We start from the raw sequence: 20,577 nt of genomic DNA on the forward strand, positions 1-20,577 counted from the left end.
ATCCCCGCGCAGGCGGGGATCCATTCTGGCTGACCGAAATGAGTCCCATTGCCTTCAGCGACAATGGATCCCCGCCTGCGCGGGGATGACGATAGAAGGGCGATGCTCTAGGCTTTCCCGAACCCATGCCCGACGCCCTCCACCTCTACACCATCCCCCCGCACCGCGCCTTCGCGGATGCGCTGGCGAACGGGCTGATTCAGCGCTTCGGCAGCGACCCGATGGGCCTCGCCCGCGGCCTCGTCCTGCTCCCCAACAACCGCGCCAAGAAGGCGATCCAGGACGCGTTCGTCCGCGCCAGCGGCGGCGGCCTGCTGCTGCCCCGCCTCGTCGCGGTCGGCGATCCCGAGCTCGACGAAGCGGTGTTCGATGCCGCCGCCGATCCCGATCCCGTGCCTCCCGCGGTCACCCCGCTCCAGCGCCAGCTCATCCTCGCGCGCCTCATCCAGCAGGCCGAACCCCGCCACGACGCCGCCGAAGCCGTCCGCCTCGCCGGCGAGCTTGCCGAGACGCTCGACCAGCTGCTGATCGAGGAAGTCCCGCTCACCCGCCTTACCGACCTCAAGTTCGAAGGCGAACTGCAGAGCCATTGGGACAAGTCGCTCAACCTGTTCCGCATCGTCCTCGAGCGCTGGCCCGGCGAACTCGCCCGGCTCGGCCGCATCGATCTCGCCGATCGCCGCCGCCAGCTGATCGACAGGGTGGCGAAGCGCTGGACCGCCAATCCGCCGCAGGGCTTTGTCTGCGCCGCCGGCATCACCGCCAGCGCGCCCGCCATCGCCCGGCTCCAGCGCGTCGTCGCCGGGCTGCCCCAGGGCATGGTCGTCCTCCCCGATCTCGCCATCGCCATCTCGGAGGCCGAGTGGGACATGCTCGGCCCGCACGCGCCCGATCCCGTCACCGGTCGCCGCAAGCGCAACCTCGAGACCCATCCGCAATTCCACCTGAAACTCTTGCTGGAGCGGATGTCGGTCCACCGCAGCGAGTTCGATCCGTGGATGTTCGCCAGCGAGCATGACGCCGCGCCCTCGCGCAGCAAGGCGATCGCCTCGGCGATGCAGCCGCCCGAACTCACCCATGGCTGGACCACGCTCCCCGAGCATGAGCGCCGGCTCGACGGCGTCCGCGTCCTCGAAGTCGCCACGCCCGCCGAGGAAGCCCAGGCGATCGCCCTCGCGCTCCGCCAGGTGCTGGAGACCCCCGAGCGCACCGCCGCGCTGGTCACGCCCGACCGCGCGCTCGCTCGCCGCGTCGCCGCGCACTGCGCCCGCTGGGGCATCACCGTCGACGATTCCGCCGGCCAGCCACTGTCGATCCTGCCGCCGGGCACCTTGCTGCTCGCGCTCGCCGACGCCGCCGCCCAGCGCTTCGCCCCGCTGCCGCTGCTCACCCTGCTCAAGCACCCGCTGGTAATGCCCGAGACCCGGCCGGAATGGCTGGAAGGCGCCCGCCTGCTCGATCGTGCCCTGCGCGGCCCGCGCCCCGCGCCGGACCTCGCCGGCATCGATCGCCATCTGGCGGAGCAGGAGGGCAGGGACGGTCCGATCCGCAAGGCCGCCCAGGCCTGGTGGCCCACCGCCAGGGCGTTGCTCGCCCCGCTCGAAGCCGCGTTCGGCGCCGGCACGCAGCCGATCCCCGCGCTGCTCGCGGCGCTGCGCGAAACCGCCCAGGCGCTGGGCGGCGATGCGCTATGGAGCCGCGCCGAGGGCCGCGCTGCCGCGACCCTGCTCGACGATCTCGAACGCGAAGCGGTGGACGGCCCCCAGCGCGCCGACCCCGAAACGCTCGCCCCGATGCTGCGCACGCTGATGGACGGCATCGCGGTGCGCCCGCCCCAGGGCGGCCATCCGCGCCTCGCCATTCTCGGCCAGCTCGAAGCGCGCCTGCAGACCGCCGACCTGATGATCCTGTCGGGCCTCAACGAAGGCGTCTGGCCAAGTCTGCCCGCGCCCGACCCCTGGCTCGCCCCGCGCATCCGCGCCGAGCTTGACCTGCCCGGCCTGGAACGCCGCATCGGCCTCGCCGCGCACGATCTTGCCGGTGCGCTTGGCGCCCCCGAAGTGCTGCTCACCCGCGCCCGTCGCGACGCCACCGCGCCGACGATTGCCTCGCGCTTCTGGCTGCGCCTCGAAGCACTGTCCGGAGGCCTCGATCGCGCGCCCGATCTCGCCGCCTGGCTCCACGCGATCGACAATCCCGGCGCCCATGAACCCGCCGACCGCCCGGCGCCGCAACCGGCGGTGGAAGCCCGCCCCAAGGCGATCTCGGTCACCGAAGTCGATCGGTTGAAGGCCGATCCCTATGCCTTTTACGCCCGCCGCATGCTCAAGCTCGCGCCGCTCGATCCGGTCGATGCCGATCCCAGCGCCGCGTGGAGGGGCACGGCAGTACATGACGTTCTTCAGAAATGGTTCGAGCTCGATAATTGCGATCCGGCCAGGCTCCGTGCCCGCGCCGAGGCGATGCTGGTCGATGAGCGCACCCATCCGATGATGCGCGCGCTCTGGCAGCCGCGCCTGATGGAAGCGATCGACTGGATCGCCCGCCAGATCGCCGAGAGCCCGGACCGCAAGGTGCTCGCGGTCGAGCTCGACGGCGATATCGAGTTCGAAGGGGTGAAGCTGCGCGGCAAGTTCGATCGCATCGATCGCCTGGCCGATGGCAGCCTCGCGATCATCGACTACAAGACCGGCCAGCCTCCCAGCACTCGCGCCGTCCGCGCCGGGTTCAGCCTGCAATTGGGTCTGCTCGGCCTGATCGCCGAGCGTGGCGGGTTTGCCGACATCGAGGGCATCGCGCGTGCCTTTGAGTACTGGTCGCTCGCCCGCTCCCCGCGCACCGGCGGCTTCGGCTATGTCGACAGCCCCGTCGATCCGAAGAAGAAGGAGCCGATCCCGGCCGAGGAATTCGTCGACCTCGCCGCGCACCATTTCGCCGACGCGGTGCGGATGTGGCTGACGGGCGACGAGCCCTTCACCGCCAAGCTCCACCCCGAATATGCGCCCTATGCCGAGTATGACCAGCTGATGCGGCTCGACGAATGGTATGGCCGTGAGTGAGGGCGGCGTGATCGCGCATACTTACTCCCGCACGTTATTCCGTCATCCCCGCGAAGGCGGGGATCCATTGGCGCTGCCGTTTCGGCTCCATCCGCTTAGCCAGCCAGAATGGATCCCCGCCTGCGCGGGGATGACGGAGTTAGGGGTAAGGATGGCGGAGGCAGGGGTGGCGATGACGAAGGCGCAAAATGTCTGAAGTCCGCCCCCTCCACAAACTCAAGGGCAACCAGAAGGCCGCCAGCGATCCCGGCCGACATATCTGGCTCTCCGCCTCGGCCGGCACCGGCAAGACCCAGGTGCTCGCCGCGCGCGTCTGGCGGCTGCTGCTCGGCGGCACCAATCCCGGCGCGATCCTCTGCCTCACCTTCACCAAGGCGGGCGCGGCGGAGATGTCCGAGCGGATCACCAGCCGGCTCGCCCGCTGGGTGCGCGCCTCCGATACCGAACTCGCTGCCGACCTCGAAGCGCTGGGCGAGAACATCTCGCCTGCGGGCCGCGAAAAGGCCCGCCAGCTCTTCGCCAAGGTGCTCGACGCGCCGGGCGGCGGCATCCGTATCCAGACGATCCACAGCTTCTGCCAGTCGCTGCTCGCCGCCTTCCCGATGGAAGCCGGCCTCGTCCCAGGCTTCCGTCCGCTCGATCAGCGCGAGGAAGCCGTGCTCTCCCGCGAGGCGCTGGCCGAGATGCTGGTCGATGCCGAGCGCGACGGCCGCGGCTGGATCGTCGATGCGGTCGGCGCGCTGTCGCTGCGGCTGGGCGAGGGCAAGGCCGAGGATTTCCTCAAGGCCTGCGCCCGCGAAGGCGAAGCGCTCGCCGCTTTGCCGATCCTGATCCAGCCATTCCTGCGCGAAGCCCTTGGCCTGCCGCTGGGAGACGTGGATGCGGAGATCGCCCGCCGCTGCGCCGATGACAGTTTCGACCTCGCCAGCCTGCGCGCGATTACGGTGATGAACGCCGATTGGGGCACGGGCAGGGGGCTCGAACGCGCCGACATCGCCGCAGCCTGGCTCGGCAGGAGCCCGGAGGCCCGCGCCGCCAGCCTCGCCGATCTCCATTCGATCTGGGCCACCGCCAAGGGCGAGCCGCGCTCGTTCGGCAAGGGCCAGGCCCCGCAGGACCCGTCTTACGCCGACTACGCCATGCGGCTGTTCGACAGCTGCAGCCAGCTGCTCGGCATGAAGACCCAGGCGGCGTACGCGGACCTGCTCGCCCGCGGGCTGGAGGCCGGCCGCGTCTATGCCGAGACCTATGGCCAGGCGAAGCGCCGCCTCGGCGCGGTCGACTTCAACGACCTTATCCACCGCACGGTCGCGCTGCTCGCCGAGCCGGGCATGGGCGAGTGGGTGCGCTTCAAGCTCGATACCGCGACCGAGCATGTCCTGATCGACGAGGCGCAGGACACCAATCCCCAGCAATGGGCAATCGTCAGCGCGATCGCCGACGAGTTCTTTGTCGGCGAGGGCGTCCGCGCCACGACGATGCGCACGCTGTTCACCGTCGGCGACTACAAGCAGGCGATCTTCGGCTTCCAGGGCACCGATCCGATTTTCTTCCGCGCCGCCTTCGAGCGTTTCCTCGCGCTGTCGCGGGTCGAGGCCGATCCCGACTACGAATTCGACGAGGACAAGCCCGAGCCCCGAGAAGTCGAGGAGCTGTCGCTCACCCACAGCTTCCGCTCGACCCGGCCGGTGCTCGAATTCGTCGATGCCGCGCTCGGCGCGCTGCCCGCGCCCGGCATGGGTGAGCTGTCGGACAGCCAGGAACATGCCAGCGAAGTGCCCGGCCCCGGCACCGTCACGCTCTGGCCGCCGGTCACCGAGGGCGGCAGCGAGGCGGACGAGGAGGAATGGGTCAGCGACGCCACGCGCGAACTGGCCGGGCGCATCGCGCGGCAGGTCCGCGAATGGTGGCAGGGCGGCATGATGCTGGAGAGCAAGGGTCGTCCGCTCCAGCCCGAGGATGTGATGATCCTGGTCAAGCGCCGCGGCGAGCTGGCCTCGCTGATCGTCGCGCGGCTCTATGCCGAGGGCGTGCCGGTGGCCGGCGTCGATCGCCTGCGGCTGAATGCGCCTTTGGCGGTGCAGGACCTGCTCGCCGCGATCCGCTTCGCACTCCAGCCAGAGGACGATCTGTCGCTCGCCTCCCTGCTCGTGTCCCCCTTGATCGGCTGGACTCAGGAGGAGCTAATGGACGCTTCTGTCCGCACCAGTGGCGGACTCTGGCGTCACCTGCGTCGAACCCAGCCCGAGGAGCGCCTCGCGCCGCTCTATGCACTCCTCGCACGCGCTGACATCGCCACCCCCTATCGCTTTCTGGAAGAACTACTTTCCGGTCCGCTGGATGGTCGCCGCAAGCTGTTGCGCCGGTTGGGCGAGGAAGCCCGCGATCCGATCGAAGAACTGCTCAATGCGACGCTCAACTTCGAAAAGGTTGCGACCCCGTCCTTGCAGCGATTCCTCGACTGGTTCGATCGCGGCGATGTCGAGATCGTCCGCGATGCGGCCCAGCCCCAGGCGGCGGTACGGGTGATGACCGCCCACGGCGCCAAGGGCCTGCAGGCGCCTTTGGTCATCCTTGCGGACGCCACCGTCGATCCCACGCGCTCCCCGCGTGACTTTCTGGGATGGGAACCGTCTGGTGCGTCCGGAAAGCTGCCCATCTTCCGGCCCCGCGCCGCTGAGCGCGGCGTGCTGGCCGAAGTCATCGAAAACGCCGATGCGCGTGAACTTAGTGAACATTGGCGTCTATTCTATGTCGCAGCCACCCGCGCCGAGGAAAAGCTGGTCGTTGCCGGGGCTTTGGGCCCGATGGCCAAGGGCGTGCCCCCGGCAAAGAGTTGGTACGCCGCCAGCGCCGCCGCGCTCGACGCGCTCGGCGTGCCCGAGGGAGAAGTACGCGAATTCAGCGGCTTGAAGCCCCAGCCGCCGGTGGCGGTGAGGCCGCGCCCGGCCGAGGTCGCGGCCGAGGTGGCGCGGCTCCCCGACTGGGCCCGCCGCCCGGCCCCCGAGGAAGCCCGCCCGCCGCGTCCCCTCGCGCCGTCGTCGCTGGGTGACGATGCGGTCGCCGATCCGCCCCCTACGCCGGCCCTCAGGGCGGCGGCGGAGCGCGGCCGTCTCCTCCATGCGCTTTTCGAGCGATTGCCGTCGGTTAGCCCTTCGGATCGCCATGCCGCAGCCGAGCGCTGGCTGGCCGGGGCGGGGGGCGTGGCCGATGCCGCCCTCAGGGCGGAACTGGTCACGGCAGCCCTGGGCGTCACCGAGAACCCCGATCTCGCCGCGCTTTTCGGACCTGATTCCCTCGGCGAGGCCCCGATCGCGGCCGTGGTGGGAGAGGGCGTGGTCGTCTCCGGCACGGTCGATCGGCTCGTGGTCACGCCGGAGAATGTCCGGGTGATCGACTTCAAGACCGGCCGCCGCGCCCCCGCGACACTGGCCGAGATTCCGCCCTATCACCTCCGCCAGATGGGCGCCTATGTCGCTGCGCTCAGGGTGATTTTTCCCGGGCGCAGGGTCGAGGCCGGGTTGCTCTACGCGGCGGGCCCGGTCCTCCATCTGCTGCCCGAGGAGGTGCTGGCGGCGCACAAGCCCGGCTTCGTGCCCACGGAGCAAAGCTTGGCCCTGCGCGCTTGACCCTGCGCGGGTCGATCATAGATTAGACCCCGACATCGTATCAGGAGTTCTTCCATGGCCACCAAGGCTACCACCGACGCCACATTCGCAACCGACGTTCTCGAGTCCGGCAAGCCCGTGCTCGTCGATTTCTGGGCGGAGTGGTGCGGCCCCTGCAAGATGATCGCCCCCGCGCTCGAGGAACTCGGCGAGGAGCTGGCCGATCAGGTGCAGATCATCAAGATCGACATCGACGAGAATCCCGATGCCCCGACCAAGTATGGCGTGCGCGGCATCCCCACGATGATCCTGTTCAAGGACGGCCAGCCGGCCGCGACCCAGGTCGGCGCAATGCCGAAGAGCGCGATCAAGCAGTGGGTGCAGAGCAAGCTCTGAGCTGATTGCATCCCGGTCCGGCAGGTGCTGGACCGGGAGCCCGCCGATCAGCTGCGGTAATCCGCGTTGATCGAGATGTATCCGTGCGTCAGGTCGCAGGTCCACACGGTGGCGCGGCCTTCGCCCAGCCCGAGCTCGACCCCGACTTCGATCTCGCGGCCCTTGAGGTGCTCGGCAACCGGCGCCTCGTCATAGCCTTCCACCGCCAGCCCGTCGCGGGCCACCTGGGTGGCCCCGAAGCGGATCGCCAGCTTGTCGCGCTCGGCAGGCTCGCCCGCCTTGCCCACGGCCATCACCACGCGACCCCAATTGGCGTCCTCGCCGGCGATCGCGGTCTTCACCAGCGGCGAATTGGCGATCGACATCGCGATGCGGTGGGCGCTCGCGTCGCTCTCGGCGCCTTCCACCGTGATCTCGATCAGCTTCTGCGCGCCTTCACCGTCGCGCACGACGAGCAGCGCCAGCTGGTGGCAAAGGTCCTTGAGCGCGGCCCGGAAGGCGTCGGCGCCCGCATCCTCGTCGCTCGCCAGCACCGCGTTGCCCGCGCTGCCGGTGGCGAAGGCCAGCACGGTGTCGCTGGTCGAGGTGTCGCCGTCCACGGTGATGCACGAGAAGCTCTTGCCATTGGCGTCGCTCAGTGCGGTCTGCAGGAAGGCGGGGTCGACCGCCGCATCGGTGAAGATGAAGCCGAGCATCGTCGCCATGTCCGGCGCGATCATGCCCGATCCCTTGATGATCCCCGCCAGCTGCACGGTCTTGCCGCCCACCACCGCGCGGGTCACTGCGCCCTTGGCGAAGGTGTCGGTGGTCATGATCGTCGCGGCGGCGTCCTCCCAGCCGCACGGCTCGGCGGTGAAGGCGTTGTCGAGCCCGGCCTCGGCCTTGTCGATCGGCAGCGGCACGCCGATCACGCCGGTGGAGGCGACGAACACGTCGGAGGGCTGGCAGCCGAGATGCGCGGCGGCGCGGGCGGCGATCGCCTCCACGGCGGCGCGGCCGCGATTGCCGGTGAAGGCGTTGGAGTTGCCGGCATTGACCACAAGCGCCCGTGCGGTGCCGAGCGGAAGCGCCTTGCGGCACCATTCCACCTCCGGCGACGGGCATTTGCTGCTGGTCAGCACGCCTGCCACCGCCGTGCCCGGCGCCAGCTCGACAAAGGTCAGGTCGCAGCGGTCCCAGTTCTTGTAGCGCGCCCGCGCCACGCGCGTGGTCACGCCGGGGATCACCGGCAGGGCGGGGAAGGGCAGCGCGAGCGGGGAACGTTCGATGGACATGGGCTAACCTGTTGCTAAGTTGCCGACCGCTTCGGGCAAGCGGGGGGAAAGATCAATGGTTTTGGGGGCAAGTGTGTCGGTGATCCTGGCGACGGCGCTCGCCGCGCAGGACGCGGGGGCGAGCGCCGAGCCGAAACCGACGCCGATCACGCCGCTGCGGTGGCTGAGCGATGACGATTATCCCACAAAGGCATTTGCCCAGCACGCCAATGGGACGACGGGCTTCCTGCTCCGCGTGGATGCCACCGGCAAGGTGACGGACTGCCGCGTCGCCGCGACATCGGGTTTCATAGAGCTGGATCAGACCACCTGCGGGGTCCTGCTGGCACGCAGCAAGTTTCAGCCGGCCCGCGATGCAAGCGGCGTGGCCATCGTCAGTATCTACAAGGGCAGCTTCACCTGGAAGTTCCCCGGCGACAGCGACAAGCGCATAAAGGAAATGCAGCCCGAGCCGCTCGGCATTGAGCTGAACCTCAAGAAGATCCCGACGGGTTATGAGCGCCCCGCCTTGCTGCGCGTGCATTTCACCACCGAAGGCAAGCCGGATTCATGCCGCGCGGAGGTCAGCAGCGGCAGCGTCCCGCTCGACAAGGTCGCGTGCGACCAGGCGATGGCGCAGGCTGTGCGCCCCGATCCCCGTCCGGACGGACTGCGGCCGGATACCCGCATGGTGCTGGTTTCCGTCGATGTGCCCAAGGCACCCTGACCAATCGCGGTTAAGTGTGTCGAAGGTACGAAGGAGCGCGTAGACAAAGGTCCAGTACCCGTTACCAATGCGCCGGTACCTAGGGACCGGTACCTAAGAGAATCGAGAGGGAAAAATGATCTTCGCTACCCTGCTGGCGCTTGCCGGCCAGACTGCTGCGCCGGCTCCGATCATGACGATTACGGTGCAGAAACTTCCGGCCACCTATACCAAGGCGCCGATCGTTCATCTCGATTTTACCAGCAAGGGCACAGTTTTGACGTGCACGCTCGAGCAGTCCAGCGGCAGCCCGGGCATCGACAAGGTTGCCTGCCAGCAGGTGCAGAGCCTGACCTTGCCGGTCGAGAAGGGCAAGGCACCGGAATCGCGCTCGGCCGCGGTCGAGTTCGTCACGGGAGCTCCGGCGAAGTAGCGTGAAGTCAGTTCCGTGCGGAAGTCCAATTGGGGGGCAGCGGCAGGGAGAATTTATGCATACCGAGCTTCAGAAAATCGAAGGTGAATTCACGCAGCGTGCCGCGACCGAATCCGATAACGACGCGAAGCTCCATGCCCTGGCCAGGGCACGCTTTGCCGAGGGCGGATTCGGGCCGCAATGGAACTATCATTCGATGGTGTTCCTCAAGCGGCAGGTAATCTCGCGGATTCTCTATCAGGACATGCTCTACCGTCAGATCCTCGATGTGCCCGGGGTGATCTGCGAATTTGGGGTGCACTGGGGCGCGACCATGTCGTTGCTCGTCAATCTGCGCGGCATGTATGAGCCGTTCAATCACAGCCGCCGCATCGTCGGCTTCGACACGTTCAGCGGCTTTGTTGGCGTCGACGCCAAGGATGGCGGCTTCTCCAATGCGGGCGATTATTCGACGTCGCAGGGATATGAGGCGCAGCTCGCCGAGTTGCTCTCGCTGCATGAGAGCTTCTCGCCGATCCCGCAGATCCAGAAATATGAGCTGGTGAAGGGCGATGTGAGTGCCACGCTGCCGGACTGGCTGGAGAAGAACCCCCAGGCGGTCGTCTCCATGGCGATATTCGACATGGACGTGTTCAAGCCGACCCGCGACGCGCTCGAGCTGGTGCTGCCACGCCTCACGCGTGGTTCCCTGCTCGTGTTCGACGAGCTCAATTGCCCGCATTTCCCGGGGGAAACGCGAGCACTCGATGAGATCGTCGGGATCGGCAATCTGCGCCTGCGTCGCTTCCCGCATCAGCCCTATTGTGCCTGGGCGGTATGGGGCGAGTGACCCGGCAGCGGCGTGGCGACACGTCCGGCCGAGCTTTTAGTTAGACGAATGCCATAGCAGTCACTATGTCTGTGTTGCGCCCGCCTGGCTGGCGGGCGCTAGTCACGTCACAGAGATTGCTTTGGAACTGCTGCTTCTCCTGACTGCCTTCCTCGCGAGCCTGACCGGCATCGGTCAGGCCGATCGCGGTGGAATCCGGCAGGTCCAGGGCATCGCGGTGGTCCAGGCGGCCCAGTCGGCTCAGGCTGCGGTGCTTCCGGCCCGCCGCGCTGCGCCGGCGCCCGCGGTGCCGCTCCTTCGCCCCGAAAAGGCCAGGCCGCTTGCGGCCGTGCAGACCGCGCTTGTCGCGTCGCACCTGCCTTTCGAGCGCCGGCTCGAATGAGCTTTTTTGCGGCCCGCTGAAACGCGGAGCTGCACTTTTCCGTTTCCGCATCCAAACGGGCGCTGGCGCATTGCCTGCGCGCCCGTCCGACCACCTTAAGACATAGACTGGAAAATCCATGCTCGGCGGTTTTGCCAAGACCCTGTTCGGTTCCTCGAACGATCGCTACGTCAAGTCGCTCGACGGTATCGTCAAGAAGATCGCCGGCTTCGAGCCCGCGCTGCAGGCGATGAGCGACGAGGAACTCGCGAACCAGACCGTGAAGTTCCGCGAGCGCCTCGCCAATGGCGAGAAGCTCGACGCGCTGCTCCCCGAAGCTTTCGCCACGGTGCGCGAGGCGGCCAAGCGCGTGCTCGGCCAGCGCCACTATGACGTGCAGATGGTCGGCGGCATCGTGCTCCACCGCGGCGAGATCGCCGAGATGCGCACCGGCGAGGGCAAGACCCTGGTCGCCACGCTCGCGACCTATCTCAACGCGCTGCCGGGCGACGGCGTGCACGTCGTCACCGTCAACGACTATCTCGCTTCGCGTGACGCGGACTGGATGGGGCGCGTCTATCGTTTCCTCGGGCTCACCACCGGCGTGATCATTCCGAACCTGTCGGATCATGAGCGCCGCGAGGCCTATGCCGCGGACATCACCTACGGCACGAACAACGAATTCGGCTTCGACTACCTCCGCGACAACATGAAATATGATCGCGCGTCGATGACGCAGCGCCCTTTCAACTTCGCGATCGTCGATGAAGTCGACTCGATCCTGATCGACGAGGCGCGCACGCCGCTGATCATCTCGGGCCCGACCGACGACAAGTCCGAGCTCTATATGGGCGTGGACGTGGTCGTGAAGCAGCTCGTGCCCGAGGATTACGAGAAGGACGAGAAGCAGCGCACCATCGTGCTGACCGAGGATGGCACCGAGAAGGTCGAGCGCATGCTCGAGGCCGCCGGTCTGCTCCAGGGCGCCAATCTCTATGACTTCGAGAACACCCAGGTCGTCCACCACCTGAACCAGGCGCTGCGCGCGAACGTGATGTTCAAGCGCGACATCGACTATATCGTGAAGGACGACAAGGTCGTCATCATCGACGAGTTCACCGGCCGCATGATGGATGGCCGCCGCTGGTCGGACGGCCTGCACCAGGCGGTGGAAGCCAAGGAAGGCGTCAACATCGAGCCCGAGAACCAGACGCTCGCCTCGATCACCTTCCAGAACTATTTCCGCATGTACCCGAAGCTGGGCGGCATGACCGGCACCGCGGCGACCGAGGCGCCGGAGTTCTTCGACATCTACAAGATGAACGTCGTCACCATCCCGACCAACCTGCCGGTGCAGCGCGTCGACGAGGAGGACGAGTTCTACAAGACGCTCGACGAGAAGTTCGCGGCGATTGCCAAGAAGATCAAGCTGCACTCCGCCAAGGGCCAGCCGGTGCTGGTCGGCACCGTCTCGATCGAGAAGAGCGAGATGCTCTCCGAGTTCCTGGAGAAGGAAGGCGTGGAGCATAGCGTGCTCAACGCCCGCCAGCACGAGCATGAAGCGCATATCGTCGCGCAGGCGGGTCGCCTGGGTGCGGTGACCATCGCCACCAACATGGCCGGCCGCGGTACCGACATCCAGCTGGGCGGCAACCTCGAATTCCGCGTCCATGACGAGCTTTCCGAAATGGAGGAAGGCCCCGCCAAGGAAGCGGCGATCCAGCAGATCAAGGCCGAGATCGATGCCGAGAAGCAGAAGGTGAAGGAAGCCGGCGGCCTGTTCGTGCTCGGTACCGAGCGCCATGAGAGCCGCCGCATCGATAACCAGCTGCGTGGCCGCTCGGGTCGCCAGGGCGATCCGGGCCTGTCGCGCTTCTACCTCAGCCTTGACGACGATCTGCTGCGCATCTTCGGTTCGAACACGCTGTTCGCCAAGATGATGCGCAACAATATCGAGGATGGCGAGGCGATCGGCTCGAAGTGGTTGTCCAAGGCGATCGAGACCGCGCAGCGCAAGGTCGAGGCGCGCAACTACGACATCCGCAAGCAGGTCGTCGAATATGATGACGTGATGAACGACCAGCGCAAGGTGATCTACGAGCAGCGCGCGGACATCATGGATGCCGAGACGGTGGGTGACGTCGTCGCGGACATGCGCGCGGAAACGGTCAACGCCATTGTCGGCGAATATTGCCCGCACGGCTCCTACCCCGAGCAGTGGAAGGTCGAGGAGCTCAAGGAGAAGCTGGTCGGCACCCTCAATGTCGAGGCGCCGGTCGATCAGTGGATCCGCGACGAAGCGCAGATCGAGCCGGAAATGGTCGAGGAGCGCATCCGCACCGCGGCCGACCAGCTGGTCGAAGCCAAGGCGGCCGACCTCGAGCCCGAGACCTGGAGCCAGATCGAGAAGTCGATCCTGCTGCAGAATCTCGACCACCACTGGAAGGAGCATCTCGCGATGCTCGATGCGCTCCGCCAGGTCGTCCATCTGCGTGCCTATGCCCAGAAGACGCCGATCAACGAGTACAAGCACGAAGCGTTCGCGATGTTCGAGCGTATGCTCGGCCAGATCCGCGAGGACGTGACCCGCACGCTCGCCTTCGCCCAGTTCCGCATGGAGCCGGCTCCCGAGCTGCCGCAGCTGCCCGACTTCCTGACCACGCATATCGATCCGCTGACCGGCGACGACGATACCTATGACTATGACGGCGGTGCCGCCGGCCTGGTCACCACTCGCCTGCCGCAGCTGGGGATTCCCCAGCCGTCGCCCGAGGATCTCGGTACGGATCCGGCGCAGTGGGAAGGGCTGGTCAGCCGCAACGCGCCGTGTCCGTGCGGCTCGGGCCGCAAGTACAAGCATTGCCACGGCCAGGTGGCCTGATCCGGTTGGGGCGGACCTTGAGTCCGCCCTCCAAAATCCCGTCATCCCCGCGAAGGCGGGATCCAGAGCCAAGGGTGCATCGCCTGTAACCCTGGATCCCCGCCTGCGCGGGGATAACGATTCCTGGGGACGAGCGGCCTTTCAGATGTCCCCGTTCCCCGGCCTTCGCCGGGGAAGCAGGGTACGAAGTGCGGGACAGGGAGCCGGTTCGATCCTTGCAATGTAGGAGTTCGTCGGCTCGGCTCGGGCAGCCGGTCTCATGGCCGGCGGCTCTTTGATTCCGTTGGAAAAATAGGATCACGCGCGCGCAGGAAAGTTGCGTGATGCGCGGCGACTCCGGGACGTATGTCAGCTTCGGTGCCGCGGAAACCGGCTCTTGGCGTGTACTTCGTGTATTTTCGCGAGTCGTCCTTGCTGCCGGTGTTGGAACGGGCGCGGTTTCAGGCAAAAGAAAAGGGAGGGCTGATCGGCCCTCCCTCTCGAAAGTCCCTCCCGCGCAGGCGGGAGGTTTTTTCGTGCCCGCTTACTTTGCGGTCGGCATCTGGATCGACGGGCCAAGGCGATTGACCACTTCGTGCGCGTCGAAGGCGCGGACATTGTCGGCCGGCTTCGGGCCCTTGCCCATCACCACTTCGGCCATGGCCTCATATTGGGTGACGGTGCGATAGTCCCAGTCGCGATCGCGCCAGAAGGGATCGTCATAGAAGGGATCCCAGCTGCGCCAGCCCCAGCGCGGGCCGCGATAGAAGCGCCACGACGGGCTCCAATAACCCCAGGGACCGCCGCCCCAGCCGGGGCCGCCCCATGCGCCCGGCGTACGGACGACGTCGGTCTTCTTCTCGGTGTCGCGATCCGCGAGCACGAAATAGTCGAAGCCCTGCTGCAGGGTGAGCTCGGCCGCCCGATAGAGCAGGTAGCGCTCGACCGTCTCGCGCGCCGTCAGGCTGTTGCCCGCGAAGCTGACGCGGAAGCGATTGCTTTCGATCTGGGTGTCCGAATAGCCGTTGCGCGCGGCAGTGCCGTTGCCCGTTGCCGGCTGATAGGGGGTCGCGGTCATACAGGCGGACAGCGAGATGCTGCCGGCGAGGATGAGAGCCAGCGCTGCGATCCGGGGGCGCTTGGGAGTTCTCAACATGCTTCTCTCCGAGGGTTAGGTCTGGTCACTGCTATGACGGAACGAACGCGTGCCGACAGGGATGTGTCCGCGACGGAGCGTGCCATAAGTACGATTGACAGCGCCTGAACGGTCACGGGCAACTCACGCGAGTCGTTCGGGAACTTCCATGGCGTCTTCCGCCAGCGTGTCGCGCGGGGCCATCGCCTCCCAGGGGAAGACGAACCAGTCCTTGTCGACCGAACGGTCGATCCGGCGCGAGCGATAATCGACCTGCTGCGACGAGCGGATATTGTCGAGCAGCACGGCGAAGCGGATGCGGCTGGCGATCGCGCCCTCGGCAGCCAGTGCGGCGCGAAGCTCGCCGATCGTCTTGCCGCTGTCGTTGATGTCCTCGACGAACAGCAGCCGGTCGCCGTCGCGCGTCCGCCGGGCGAGCACCGATACCAGTTCCTCGCCGAACTGGGCGATCTTGGTCGAATAGTCGATCGAGACCAGCGGCAGGCCCATGCGGTGCGACAGGAATACCGCCGGCGTCAGCCCGCCGCGGCCGATGCCGACCAGAAGGGTGGGGTTCCAGGCCTCGGCCTCGCCGGCGATGGCGTGGATGCCCGCGACCATCTCCTCGTGCGTGAAATGGGTGAAGACGATGCTCAAGCGTGTTCCTCCGCATAGGCGTCTACCCGGGCGAGATGGGTGGCGACTTCGTCGTCCGAAAGGAACGAGCCCAGGAAAGAGTTGCGCGCCAGCGTCACCAGGTCGCGGCGACTGAGATCGCGGCCCTGCGCGATCGCGCGGTAATTGTCGGCGACATAGCCGCCGAAATAGGCCGGGTCGTCCGAATTGACCGTGGCGCGCAGGCCGAGCTCGAGCATCCGGTCGATCGGATGCACATCGACCGAAGCGACGTTGCACAACTTGACGTTGGACAGCGGGCATACCGTCAGCGTCATCGACGATCGGGCGAGGCGCGCGACCAGCGCGGGATCCTCGAGACTGCGATTGCCATGGTCGAGCCGGTCAACCGCGAGAAGGTCGAGCGCTTCCTCCACATAGGCGGGCGGGCCTTCCTCGCCGGCATGGGCGACGCGCTTGAGGCCCATCGCGGCGGCGGCGGCGAAGACGCGCTCGAACTTGGAGGGCGGATGGCCGACTTCCGAGGAGTCGAGGCCCACGCCGGCGATCCGGTCGATCCAGGGCTGGGCCTGGGTCAGGGTCTTGAAGGCGTCTTCCTCGTCGAGGTGGCGCAGGAAGCAGAGGATCAGCTTCGAGGTGATGCCGAGCCGGCTCTCGGCCTCGTCCATGCCGGCGAGCAGGCCGTTGGCGACTACCCCGAAGGGGATGCCGCGGTGCGTGTGGGTCTGTGGATCGAAGAAGATCTCGGCATGGACCACGCCGTCCTTCGCGACGCGCTCGAAATAGGCGAGGGCCAGGTCGCGGAAATCCTCCTCGGTGCGCAGCACGTCGGCGCCGGCATAATAGATGTCGAGGAAGTCCTGCAGGTTCGAGAATTCGTAGGCCGCGCGCACTTCCTCCACCGAGGCGAAGGGGATGGCAACGTTGTTGCGCTGGGCAAAGGCGAACATCTGCTCGGGCTCGAGGCTGCCTTCGATGTGAAGGTGCAGTTCCGCCTTGGGCAGGCCGGCGATGAAAGTGTCGAGGTCTCGCATCGCGGGAACATCGCAGGCGCGCGAGAGAGTCGCAAGGGGAGGGCGCGCCGGTTGCCCTCAGAGGGGATGGGGTGCGGGCAGTCCCTGTTGGCCGGCCCGCCCGGACTCGTCTTCCTCGGGTGGGTCGGCATCCTTGTGATCGTCATTGCTCGAACGTCGCCACGCGCTGGGCGACATGCCGAATTCCGAGCTGAACCACCGAGTGAACGCGGCCGGCGACGTGTAGCCCAGCATCTCGCCGACGGTGGCGAGCGCGTGGACATTGTTGAGCAGGTGGCGGACCACCAGCTCCTTGCGGACCGCGTTCAGCACCGCGCTGAACCCGGTGCCTTCGGCTTCGAGGCGGCGCTGGAGGGTGCGCGGGGAAACGCTGAGATGGCGCGCCACGCTCTCGATCGAGGCGTTGCCCGAGGCGAGCAGGAGGTAGAGCGCCTGGCGGGCGCGGTCCGTCTGGCTCTGTGGCGGGGCCGAAGGGAATTGCGCCTCGAAATAGCTGTTGGCGTATGCGGCAAGGTTGGCGCGGTAGCTCGGATTGCGCGCCCGCAGCGCCTCGCGGCTATAGACGATCCCGTTCACATCGCTCCCGAAGACCACCGGACAGCCCAGTATGCGGTGATGGAATTCCAGCGAGCGGGGGGCGGCATGCATGAAGTGCAGGCAGTCCGGCTTCCACCGTTCGCCGCCGATCTCGGTGAAGGCGCGCGACAGGATCGAGCCTACCGCTTCATGCGCCTGGCGCGGCACGAAGTCGATGTTGCTGATGATCTGGGTCCGCACCAGCGCGCTGTCGCCGGCGAGCTCGAAATTGAAGGTCAGCAGGTCGCCGAGCAGGTGCTGGTAGCGGACCAGCATGCGGATGGCGTCTTCCAGCGTTTCCTGCTGCTGCAGCACCAGGCTTATGGGGCCGAAGGAGGACAGATCCTGGCGTTCGGCGAGAAGCATCGCGAAATGCGGGCAATTCCCCTCGATGGCCGAGCGTTCGAGGATCGAGGCGATCGCGCCCCTGGGTAGTCTTTCCTCAGGATTGCGAAGTTGTGATGGGCTGACGCCGGTGTCGGCAAGTATGCGATAAGGATCGAGGCCAACGTCCAGGGCGACCGAAACATAGTTCCTCAGTATGGCCGCACGTGCAGACGCCATGCAGGACCCTCCCCATGCCCGGAGTGCATCCGGAACATTGCGAATCCTATGCCTGGTGGCGTGAACTGCCAAGTAGCTGGCGCGAAATGCAAAGCAGTCAGGCGCAGCTTGTCGTATTAATATCGGGGACACCGGTTTCCATGGGCAGGAAACCAGGGGCACGGAGAAAAAAATGGGGTTCGATGGGGTTTCGGCCGCCAGGCGTAACGCTGGCGCCGAAGGTAATGGGCTGCCTGAAGCGCCCGATTCGGTTCGCTTTCCTGCAAATGATTCGCCCCCCGAGCCATGCTCGCCAAGCGATCCTTCCGCACGTGCACGCCTTACCGCGATGAGCGCGATGGCAGCGGCAATGGCGCATGAACTTGCCCAGCCGCTCACCGCGGCCAGCAACTATATGCTGGGCTGCGCCTCGGTCATCCGCCAGCGCATCCACGGGCTGGAGGAACTGCTCGGCTTCATCGAGGACGCCGCGGCCCAGACCGCGCGGGCGTCGGACATCGTGCTGCGGATGCGCGCCTTCGTGAAGACGGGTCGCGTCGATGTGCGCCCGGAATGCCTGGTCGAGATGCTCGACGCCGTCAGCGCCCGGCTTTCGTGCCTTGAAGATGTCGAGGTGGTTCGCAGCTTCGATCCGGGATCGACCTGCGTGCTTGCCGATCGCATCCAGATCGAGATGGTGCTCTCCAACCTGTTGCTCAACGCCGCGCAGGCGATGTGGAACAGCCCGGTCCGCAAGATCGAGATCTCGAGCTGGACCGAAGGCGAGCGCGTCCGCATCCGCGTGGCGGACACGGGGCCTGGTATTCCCGTCGGCGTGCAGGAGCATCTGTTCGAGCCGATGGTCAGCACCAAGGTGGACGGCACCGGCCTCGGCCTCGCCATCTCGCAGACGATCGTCGACGCCCATGACGGCACGCTGACCATCGAACCTGCCGAGCCGGGGGAGGGCGCCGTGTTCGTTCTCGCCCTGCCGCGTGGACCCGAGTTCATCTGAGTTACCCCCCGAGAGGCCCATCCCCCCACCGGGCCTCTGAAGCCCCGCCCGTCCCCTCACGGGCGGGGCTTTTTCGTTGGAGTCGGGAAACGATCTCGGGCGCGTGGAAACGCGAAGAGCCGCATGCGCGATTGCGCTGCGGTGCTGAATGTCTTTGTTTCTGAAGGGTTTGTGGTGGCTCCCTGAGTAGGATTCGAACCTACGGCCGCTCGATTAACAGTCGAGAGCTCTACCGCTGAGCTATCAGGGATCACCATCTTTCCGCGCGGTGAACCGCGGCGGAGGCGGCCCTATGCAGCGGGTTTTCGAGGATTGCAAGGGGTCAGGCGACGAATTGTTCCATCGTAATGCGATCATCGAGCGCATGCTCGGGATCGAAGAGCAAGGTGAGGTCGCGGTGGTGGTCGATTTCGATATCGACGCGGGCCACATCGCGCACTTCGCGCTGGTCCGCGACCGCGCTGACCGGGCGCTTGTCGGCCTCCAGCACGCGAATCGTGATTCGCGCCTTGTCGGGCAGGATGGCCCCGCGCCAGCGCCGGGGACGGAAGGGGCTGATCGGCGTCATCGCCAGCATGCCCGAGCCCAGCGGCAGGATCGGTCCCTGGACCGAGAGGTTGTACGCGGTCGAGCCCGCAGGCGTGGCGATCAGCATGCCGTCGCACACCAGCTCGGGCAGCACCACGCGATCGTTGACCGTGACCTCGAGCTTCGCCGTCTGGCGCGTCTCGCGCAGGAACGAGACTTCGTTGATCGCCGGCAGCTCGAATCGCTCACCTGTGGTGTTGACCGCGTGCATCTTGAGCGGGCTGACCTTGAACGGCTTGGCGCGGGCCAGCCGCTCGTCCAGCCCTTCACGGCGCCAGTCGTTCATCAGGAAGCCGACCGTGCCGAGGTTCATGCCGAACACCGGCAGGTTGCGGCGGCCTTCGAGCAGGGTGTGGAGGGTCTGGAGCATGAAGCCGTCGCCACCCAGGGCGACGATCGATTCGGCCTGGTCCAGCGGCACCCATTCATAGGCCTCGCGCAACTCGTCCGCGGCGAGCTGGGCGGGTTCGGTGGGGGAAGCGAAAAGCGCGCGCAACTGGCTCATCCGCCGGTGACACTCATGTGGCGACGCGTGGCCGGAGCAGCCCCGGCGGCGATGCGGAAATCATGCCGGGCAGGCTTTCGGCGAAGCGAATCATCTATCGCCGCGTCCAGGGCGAGGGATTCGGAACTGCGGAGGGCGGCTTTCAAATCCACGCCTTCATCGTGGCCCAGGCACATATAGAGCTTTCCGTCGGTGGCGAGGCGGACGCGGTTGCAGCCGTCGCAGAAATTGGCGGTGAGCGGGGTAATCAGGCCCAGTCGCGTATCCGAGCCCGCGACCCGCCAATAGCGGGCGGGGCCGCCGGTGCGATGCGTATCGGGCACGAGATCGAAGCGATCGCGCAGATCGGCGAGCACTCCGCCCAGCGGCAGGAAGCGATCCACCCGATCCTCGTCGATCTGGCCGAGCGGCATCGTCTCGATCAGGGTGAGGTCCATGCCGCGCTCGACCGCCCAGGCGAGCATCGGCGCGACCTCGCCCTCGTTCAGCCCCTTGAGCGCGACCATGTTGAGCTTGACCGCAAGCCCGGCATCCTGCGCCGCGGCAATGCCCGCCAATACCTTCACCACGTCCCCATGCCGGGTGACATGGCGGAAAACCTCGGGATCGCGGCTGTCGAGACTCACATTGACCCGGCGCACGCCGGCATCGCGCAGCGCCGCAGCATGCTCCGCCAGCCGCGTGCCGTTCGTCGTCAGCGTGACTTCGTCCAGCCCCTGGCCGAGATGCCGCCCGACGCGGCGGACCAGCTCGATCGTGTCGCTGCGCACCAGCGGCTCGCCGCCGGTCAGCCGGATCTTGCGCACGCCGCGGGCAATGAAGCGATCGGCGATCAGCGCCAGCTCATCGAGGCTCAGCAATTCACTGCGGGGCAGGAAGCGCATGTCCTCCGACATGCAGTAGCGGCAACGCAGATCGCAGCGATCCGTCACCGAAATCCGCAAATACTGGATCGCGCGGCCATGGGCATCGATCAAGGCGGACGCGGCTGCCATGTAAAGGCAGGTAAGCATGAAGATAGCGGTGGGCAAGCGTTCGCG

At 66.8% G+C, this 20,577-nt stretch carries 16 protein-coding genes and 1 tRNA gene; 9 read left to right on the forward strand and 8 right to left on the reverse strand.

Annotated elements, in window-relative coordinates:
* Nucleotides 1–125 precede the first annotated feature (125 nt).
* From addB to trxA, 3 genes are all read left to right on the forward strand, one after another.
* On the forward strand, nucleotides 126–3,059 hold the full coding sequence (gene addB / locus O3305_RS02130) for a double-strand break repair protein AddB (protein ID WP_269574947.1): 2,934 nt from the start codon (nucleotides 126–128) through the stop codon (nucleotides 3,057–3,059).
* A 188-nt stretch (nucleotides 3,060–3,247) separates the two neighbouring features.
* Nucleotides 3,248–6,688, forward strand: a complete 3,441-nt coding sequence (gene addA / locus O3305_RS02135) for a double-strand break repair helicase AddA (protein WP_269574948.1) — start codon at nucleotides 3,248–3,250, stop codon at nucleotides 6,686–6,688.
* A 54-nt stretch (nucleotides 6,689–6,742) separates the two neighbouring features.
* Entirely contained in the window at nucleotides 6,743–7,063 is a 321-nt protein-coding gene (trxA, locus tag O3305_RS02140) for a thioredoxin (protein WP_184167254.1), read from the forward strand.
* A gap of 47 nt (nucleotides 7,064–7,110) precedes the next feature.
* Here the strand turns inward: trxA and argJ are convergent, their stop codons facing one another.
* Entirely contained in the window at nucleotides 7,111–8,337 is a 1,227-nt protein-coding gene (gene argJ / locus O3305_RS02145) for a bifunctional glutamate N-acetyltransferase/amino-acid acetyltransferase ArgJ (protein WP_269574949.1), read from the reverse strand.
* A gap of 73 nt (nucleotides 8,338–8,410) precedes the next feature.
* On the opposite strand from argJ, the gene O3305_RS02150 reads away from it, so the two are divergent.
* The 5 genes from O3305_RS02150 to secA all read left to right on the forward strand — a co-directional run bounded on the left by O3305_RS02150 (nucleotide 8,411) and on the right by secA (nucleotide 13,526).
* Nucleotides 8,411–9,043, forward strand: a complete 633-nt coding sequence (locus O3305_RS02150) for an energy transducer TonB (RefSeq protein WP_269574950.1) — start codon at nucleotides 8,411–8,413, stop codon at nucleotides 9,041–9,043.
* 115 nt (nucleotides 9,044–9,158) lie between these two features.
* Nucleotides 9,159–9,455, forward strand: coding sequence for a hypothetical protein (locus O3305_RS02155; RefSeq protein WP_269574951.1), 297 nt, complete (start codon nucleotides 9,159–9,161; stop codon nucleotides 9,453–9,455).
* 55 nt (nucleotides 9,456–9,510) lie between these two features.
* Nucleotides 9,511–10,284 (forward strand): TylF/MycF/NovP-related O-methyltransferase, encoded by a 774-nt coding sequence (locus tag O3305_RS02160; protein ID WP_269574952.1) that lies wholly within the window; start codon nucleotides 9,511–9,513, stop codon nucleotides 10,282–10,284.
* 121 nt (nucleotides 10,285–10,405) lie between these two features.
* Nucleotides 10,406–10,666, forward strand: a complete 261-nt coding sequence (locus tag O3305_RS02165) for a hypothetical protein (RefSeq protein WP_269574953.1) — start codon at nucleotides 10,406–10,408, stop codon at nucleotides 10,664–10,666.
* 118 nt (nucleotides 10,667–10,784) lie between these two features.
* Nucleotides 10,785–13,526 carry a preprotein translocase subunit SecA gene (gene secA, locus O3305_RS02170; RefSeq protein WP_269574954.1) on the forward strand — a complete coding sequence of 914 codons (2,742 nt, stop codon included), beginning with the start codon at nucleotides 10,785–10,787 and terminating at the stop codon, nucleotides 13,524–13,526.
* Between the two features lie 523 nt (nucleotides 13,527–14,049).
* Here the strand turns inward: secA and O3305_RS02175 are convergent.
* The 4 genes from O3305_RS02175 to O3305_RS02190 form a co-directional block, all read right to left on the reverse strand.
* Nucleotides 14,050–14,661, reverse strand: coding sequence for a CC0125/CC1285 family lipoprotein (locus O3305_RS02175; protein ID WP_184167233.1), 612 nt, complete (start codon nucleotides 14,659–14,661; stop codon nucleotides 14,050–14,052).
* A 123-nt stretch (nucleotides 14,662–14,784) separates the two neighbouring features.
* A complete protein-coding gene (locus tag O3305_RS02180; protein ID WP_342251423.1) occupies nucleotides 14,785–15,297 on the reverse strand; it encodes a phosphoribosyltransferase in 513 nt (170 codons plus the stop codon).
* Nucleotides 15,294–16,310: an adenosine deaminase gene (locus O3305_RS02185; protein ID WP_184167230.1), complete on the reverse strand. Its 1,017-nt coding sequence runs from the start codon at nucleotides 16,308–16,310 to the stop codon at nucleotides 15,294–15,296. The genes O3305_RS02180 and O3305_RS02185 overlap by 4 nt, the downstream gene beginning before the upstream one ends.
* A 57-nt stretch (nucleotides 16,311–16,367) precedes the next feature.
* The gene (locus O3305_RS02190) at nucleotides 16,368–17,450 is read right to left on the reverse strand and encodes an AraC family transcriptional regulator ligand-binding domain-containing protein (protein WP_269574955.1); all 1,083 of its coding nucleotides are present in this window, start codon (nucleotides 17,448–17,450) and stop codon (nucleotides 16,368–16,370) included.
* A 349-nt stretch (nucleotides 17,451–17,799) separates the two neighbouring features.
* Between O3305_RS02190 and O3305_RS02195 the strand changes: the two genes are divergently transcribed.
* The gene (locus tag O3305_RS02195; protein WP_269574956.1) at nucleotides 17,800–18,444 is read left to right on the forward strand and encodes a sensor histidine kinase; all 645 of its coding nucleotides are present in this window, start codon (nucleotides 17,800–17,802) and stop codon (nucleotides 18,442–18,444) included.
* Between the two features lie 175 nt (nucleotides 18,445–18,619).
* On the opposite strand, the gene O3305_RS02200 is transcribed toward O3305_RS02195, so the two are convergent.
* The 3 genes from O3305_RS02200 to moaA all read right to left on the reverse strand — a co-directional run bounded on the left by O3305_RS02200 (nucleotide 18,620) and on the right by moaA (nucleotide 20,532).
* Nucleotides 18,620–18,694, reverse strand: a tRNA-Asn gene (locus tag O3305_RS02200).
* 72 nt (nucleotides 18,695–18,766) lie between these two features.
* Nucleotides 18,767–19,537, reverse strand: coding sequence for an NAD kinase (locus tag O3305_RS02205; RefSeq protein WP_184167221.1), 771 nt, complete (start codon nucleotides 19,535–19,537; stop codon nucleotides 18,767–18,769).
* Nucleotides 19,534–20,532: a GTP 3',8-cyclase MoaA gene (moaA, locus tag O3305_RS02210; protein ID WP_269574957.1), complete on the reverse strand. Its 999-nt coding sequence runs from the start codon at nucleotides 20,530–20,532 to the stop codon at nucleotides 19,534–19,536. The genes O3305_RS02205 and moaA overlap by 4 nt, the downstream gene beginning before the upstream one ends.
* Between the last annotated feature and the right edge of the window lie 45 nt (nucleotides 20,533–20,577).

It is taken from the genome of Sphingomonas sp. NIBR02145, assembly GCF_027359115.1.
GTDB classification, from domain to species: Bacteria; Pseudomonadota; Alphaproteobacteria; order Sphingomonadales; family Sphingomonadaceae; genus Sphingomonas; species Sphingomonas kyeonggiensis_A.

Bases quoted from the DNA above. Each gene is read 5' to 3' on its own strand.
- addB (WP_269574947.1), top strand. From the start codon at position 126: ATGCCCGACGCCCTCCACCTCTACACCATCCCCCCGCACCGCGCCTTC.
- addA (WP_269574948.1), top strand. From the start codon at position 3,248: ATGTCTGAAGTCCGCCCCCTCCACAAACTCAAGGGCAACCAGAAGGCC.
- trxA (WP_184167254.1), top strand. From the start codon at position 6,743: ATGGCCACCAAGGCTACCACCGACGCCACATTCGCAACCGACGTTCTC.
- argJ (WP_269574949.1), bottom strand. From the start codon at position 8,337: ATGTCCATCGAACGTTCCCCGCTCGCGCTGCCCTTCCCCGCCCTGCCG.
- O3305_RS02155 (WP_269574951.1), top strand. From the start codon at position 9,159: ATGATCTTCGCTACCCTGCTGGCGCTTGCCGGCCAGACTGCTGCGCCG.
- O3305_RS02160 (WP_269574952.1), top strand. From the start codon at position 9,511: ATGCATACCGAGCTTCAGAAAATCGAAGGTGAATTCACGCAGCGTGCC.
- secA (WP_269574954.1), top strand. From the start codon at position 10,785: ATGCTCGGCGGTTTTGCCAAGACCCTGTTCGGTTCCTCGAACGATCGC.
- O3305_RS02175 (WP_184167233.1), bottom strand. From the start codon at position 14,661: ATGTTGAGAACTCCCAAGCGCCCCCGGATCGCAGCGCTGGCTCTCATC.
- O3305_RS02185 (WP_184167230.1), bottom strand. From the start codon at position 16,310: ATGCGAGACCTCGACACTTTCATCGCCGGCCTGCCCAAGGCGGAACTG.
- O3305_RS02190 (WP_269574955.1), bottom strand. From the start codon at position 17,450: ATGGCGTCTGCACGTGCGGCCATACTGAGGAACTATGTTTCGGTCGCC.
- O3305_RS02195 (WP_269574956.1), top strand. From the start codon at position 17,800: ATGGCGCATGAACTTGCCCAGCCGCTCACCGCGGCCAGCAACTATATG.
- O3305_RS02205 (WP_184167221.1), bottom strand. From the start codon at position 19,537: ATGAGCCAGTTGCGCGCGCTTTTCGCTTCCCCCACCGAACCCGCCCAG.
- moaA (WP_269574957.1), bottom strand. From the start codon at position 20,532: ATGGCAGCCGCGTCCGCCTTGATCGATGCCCATGGCCGCGCGATCCAG.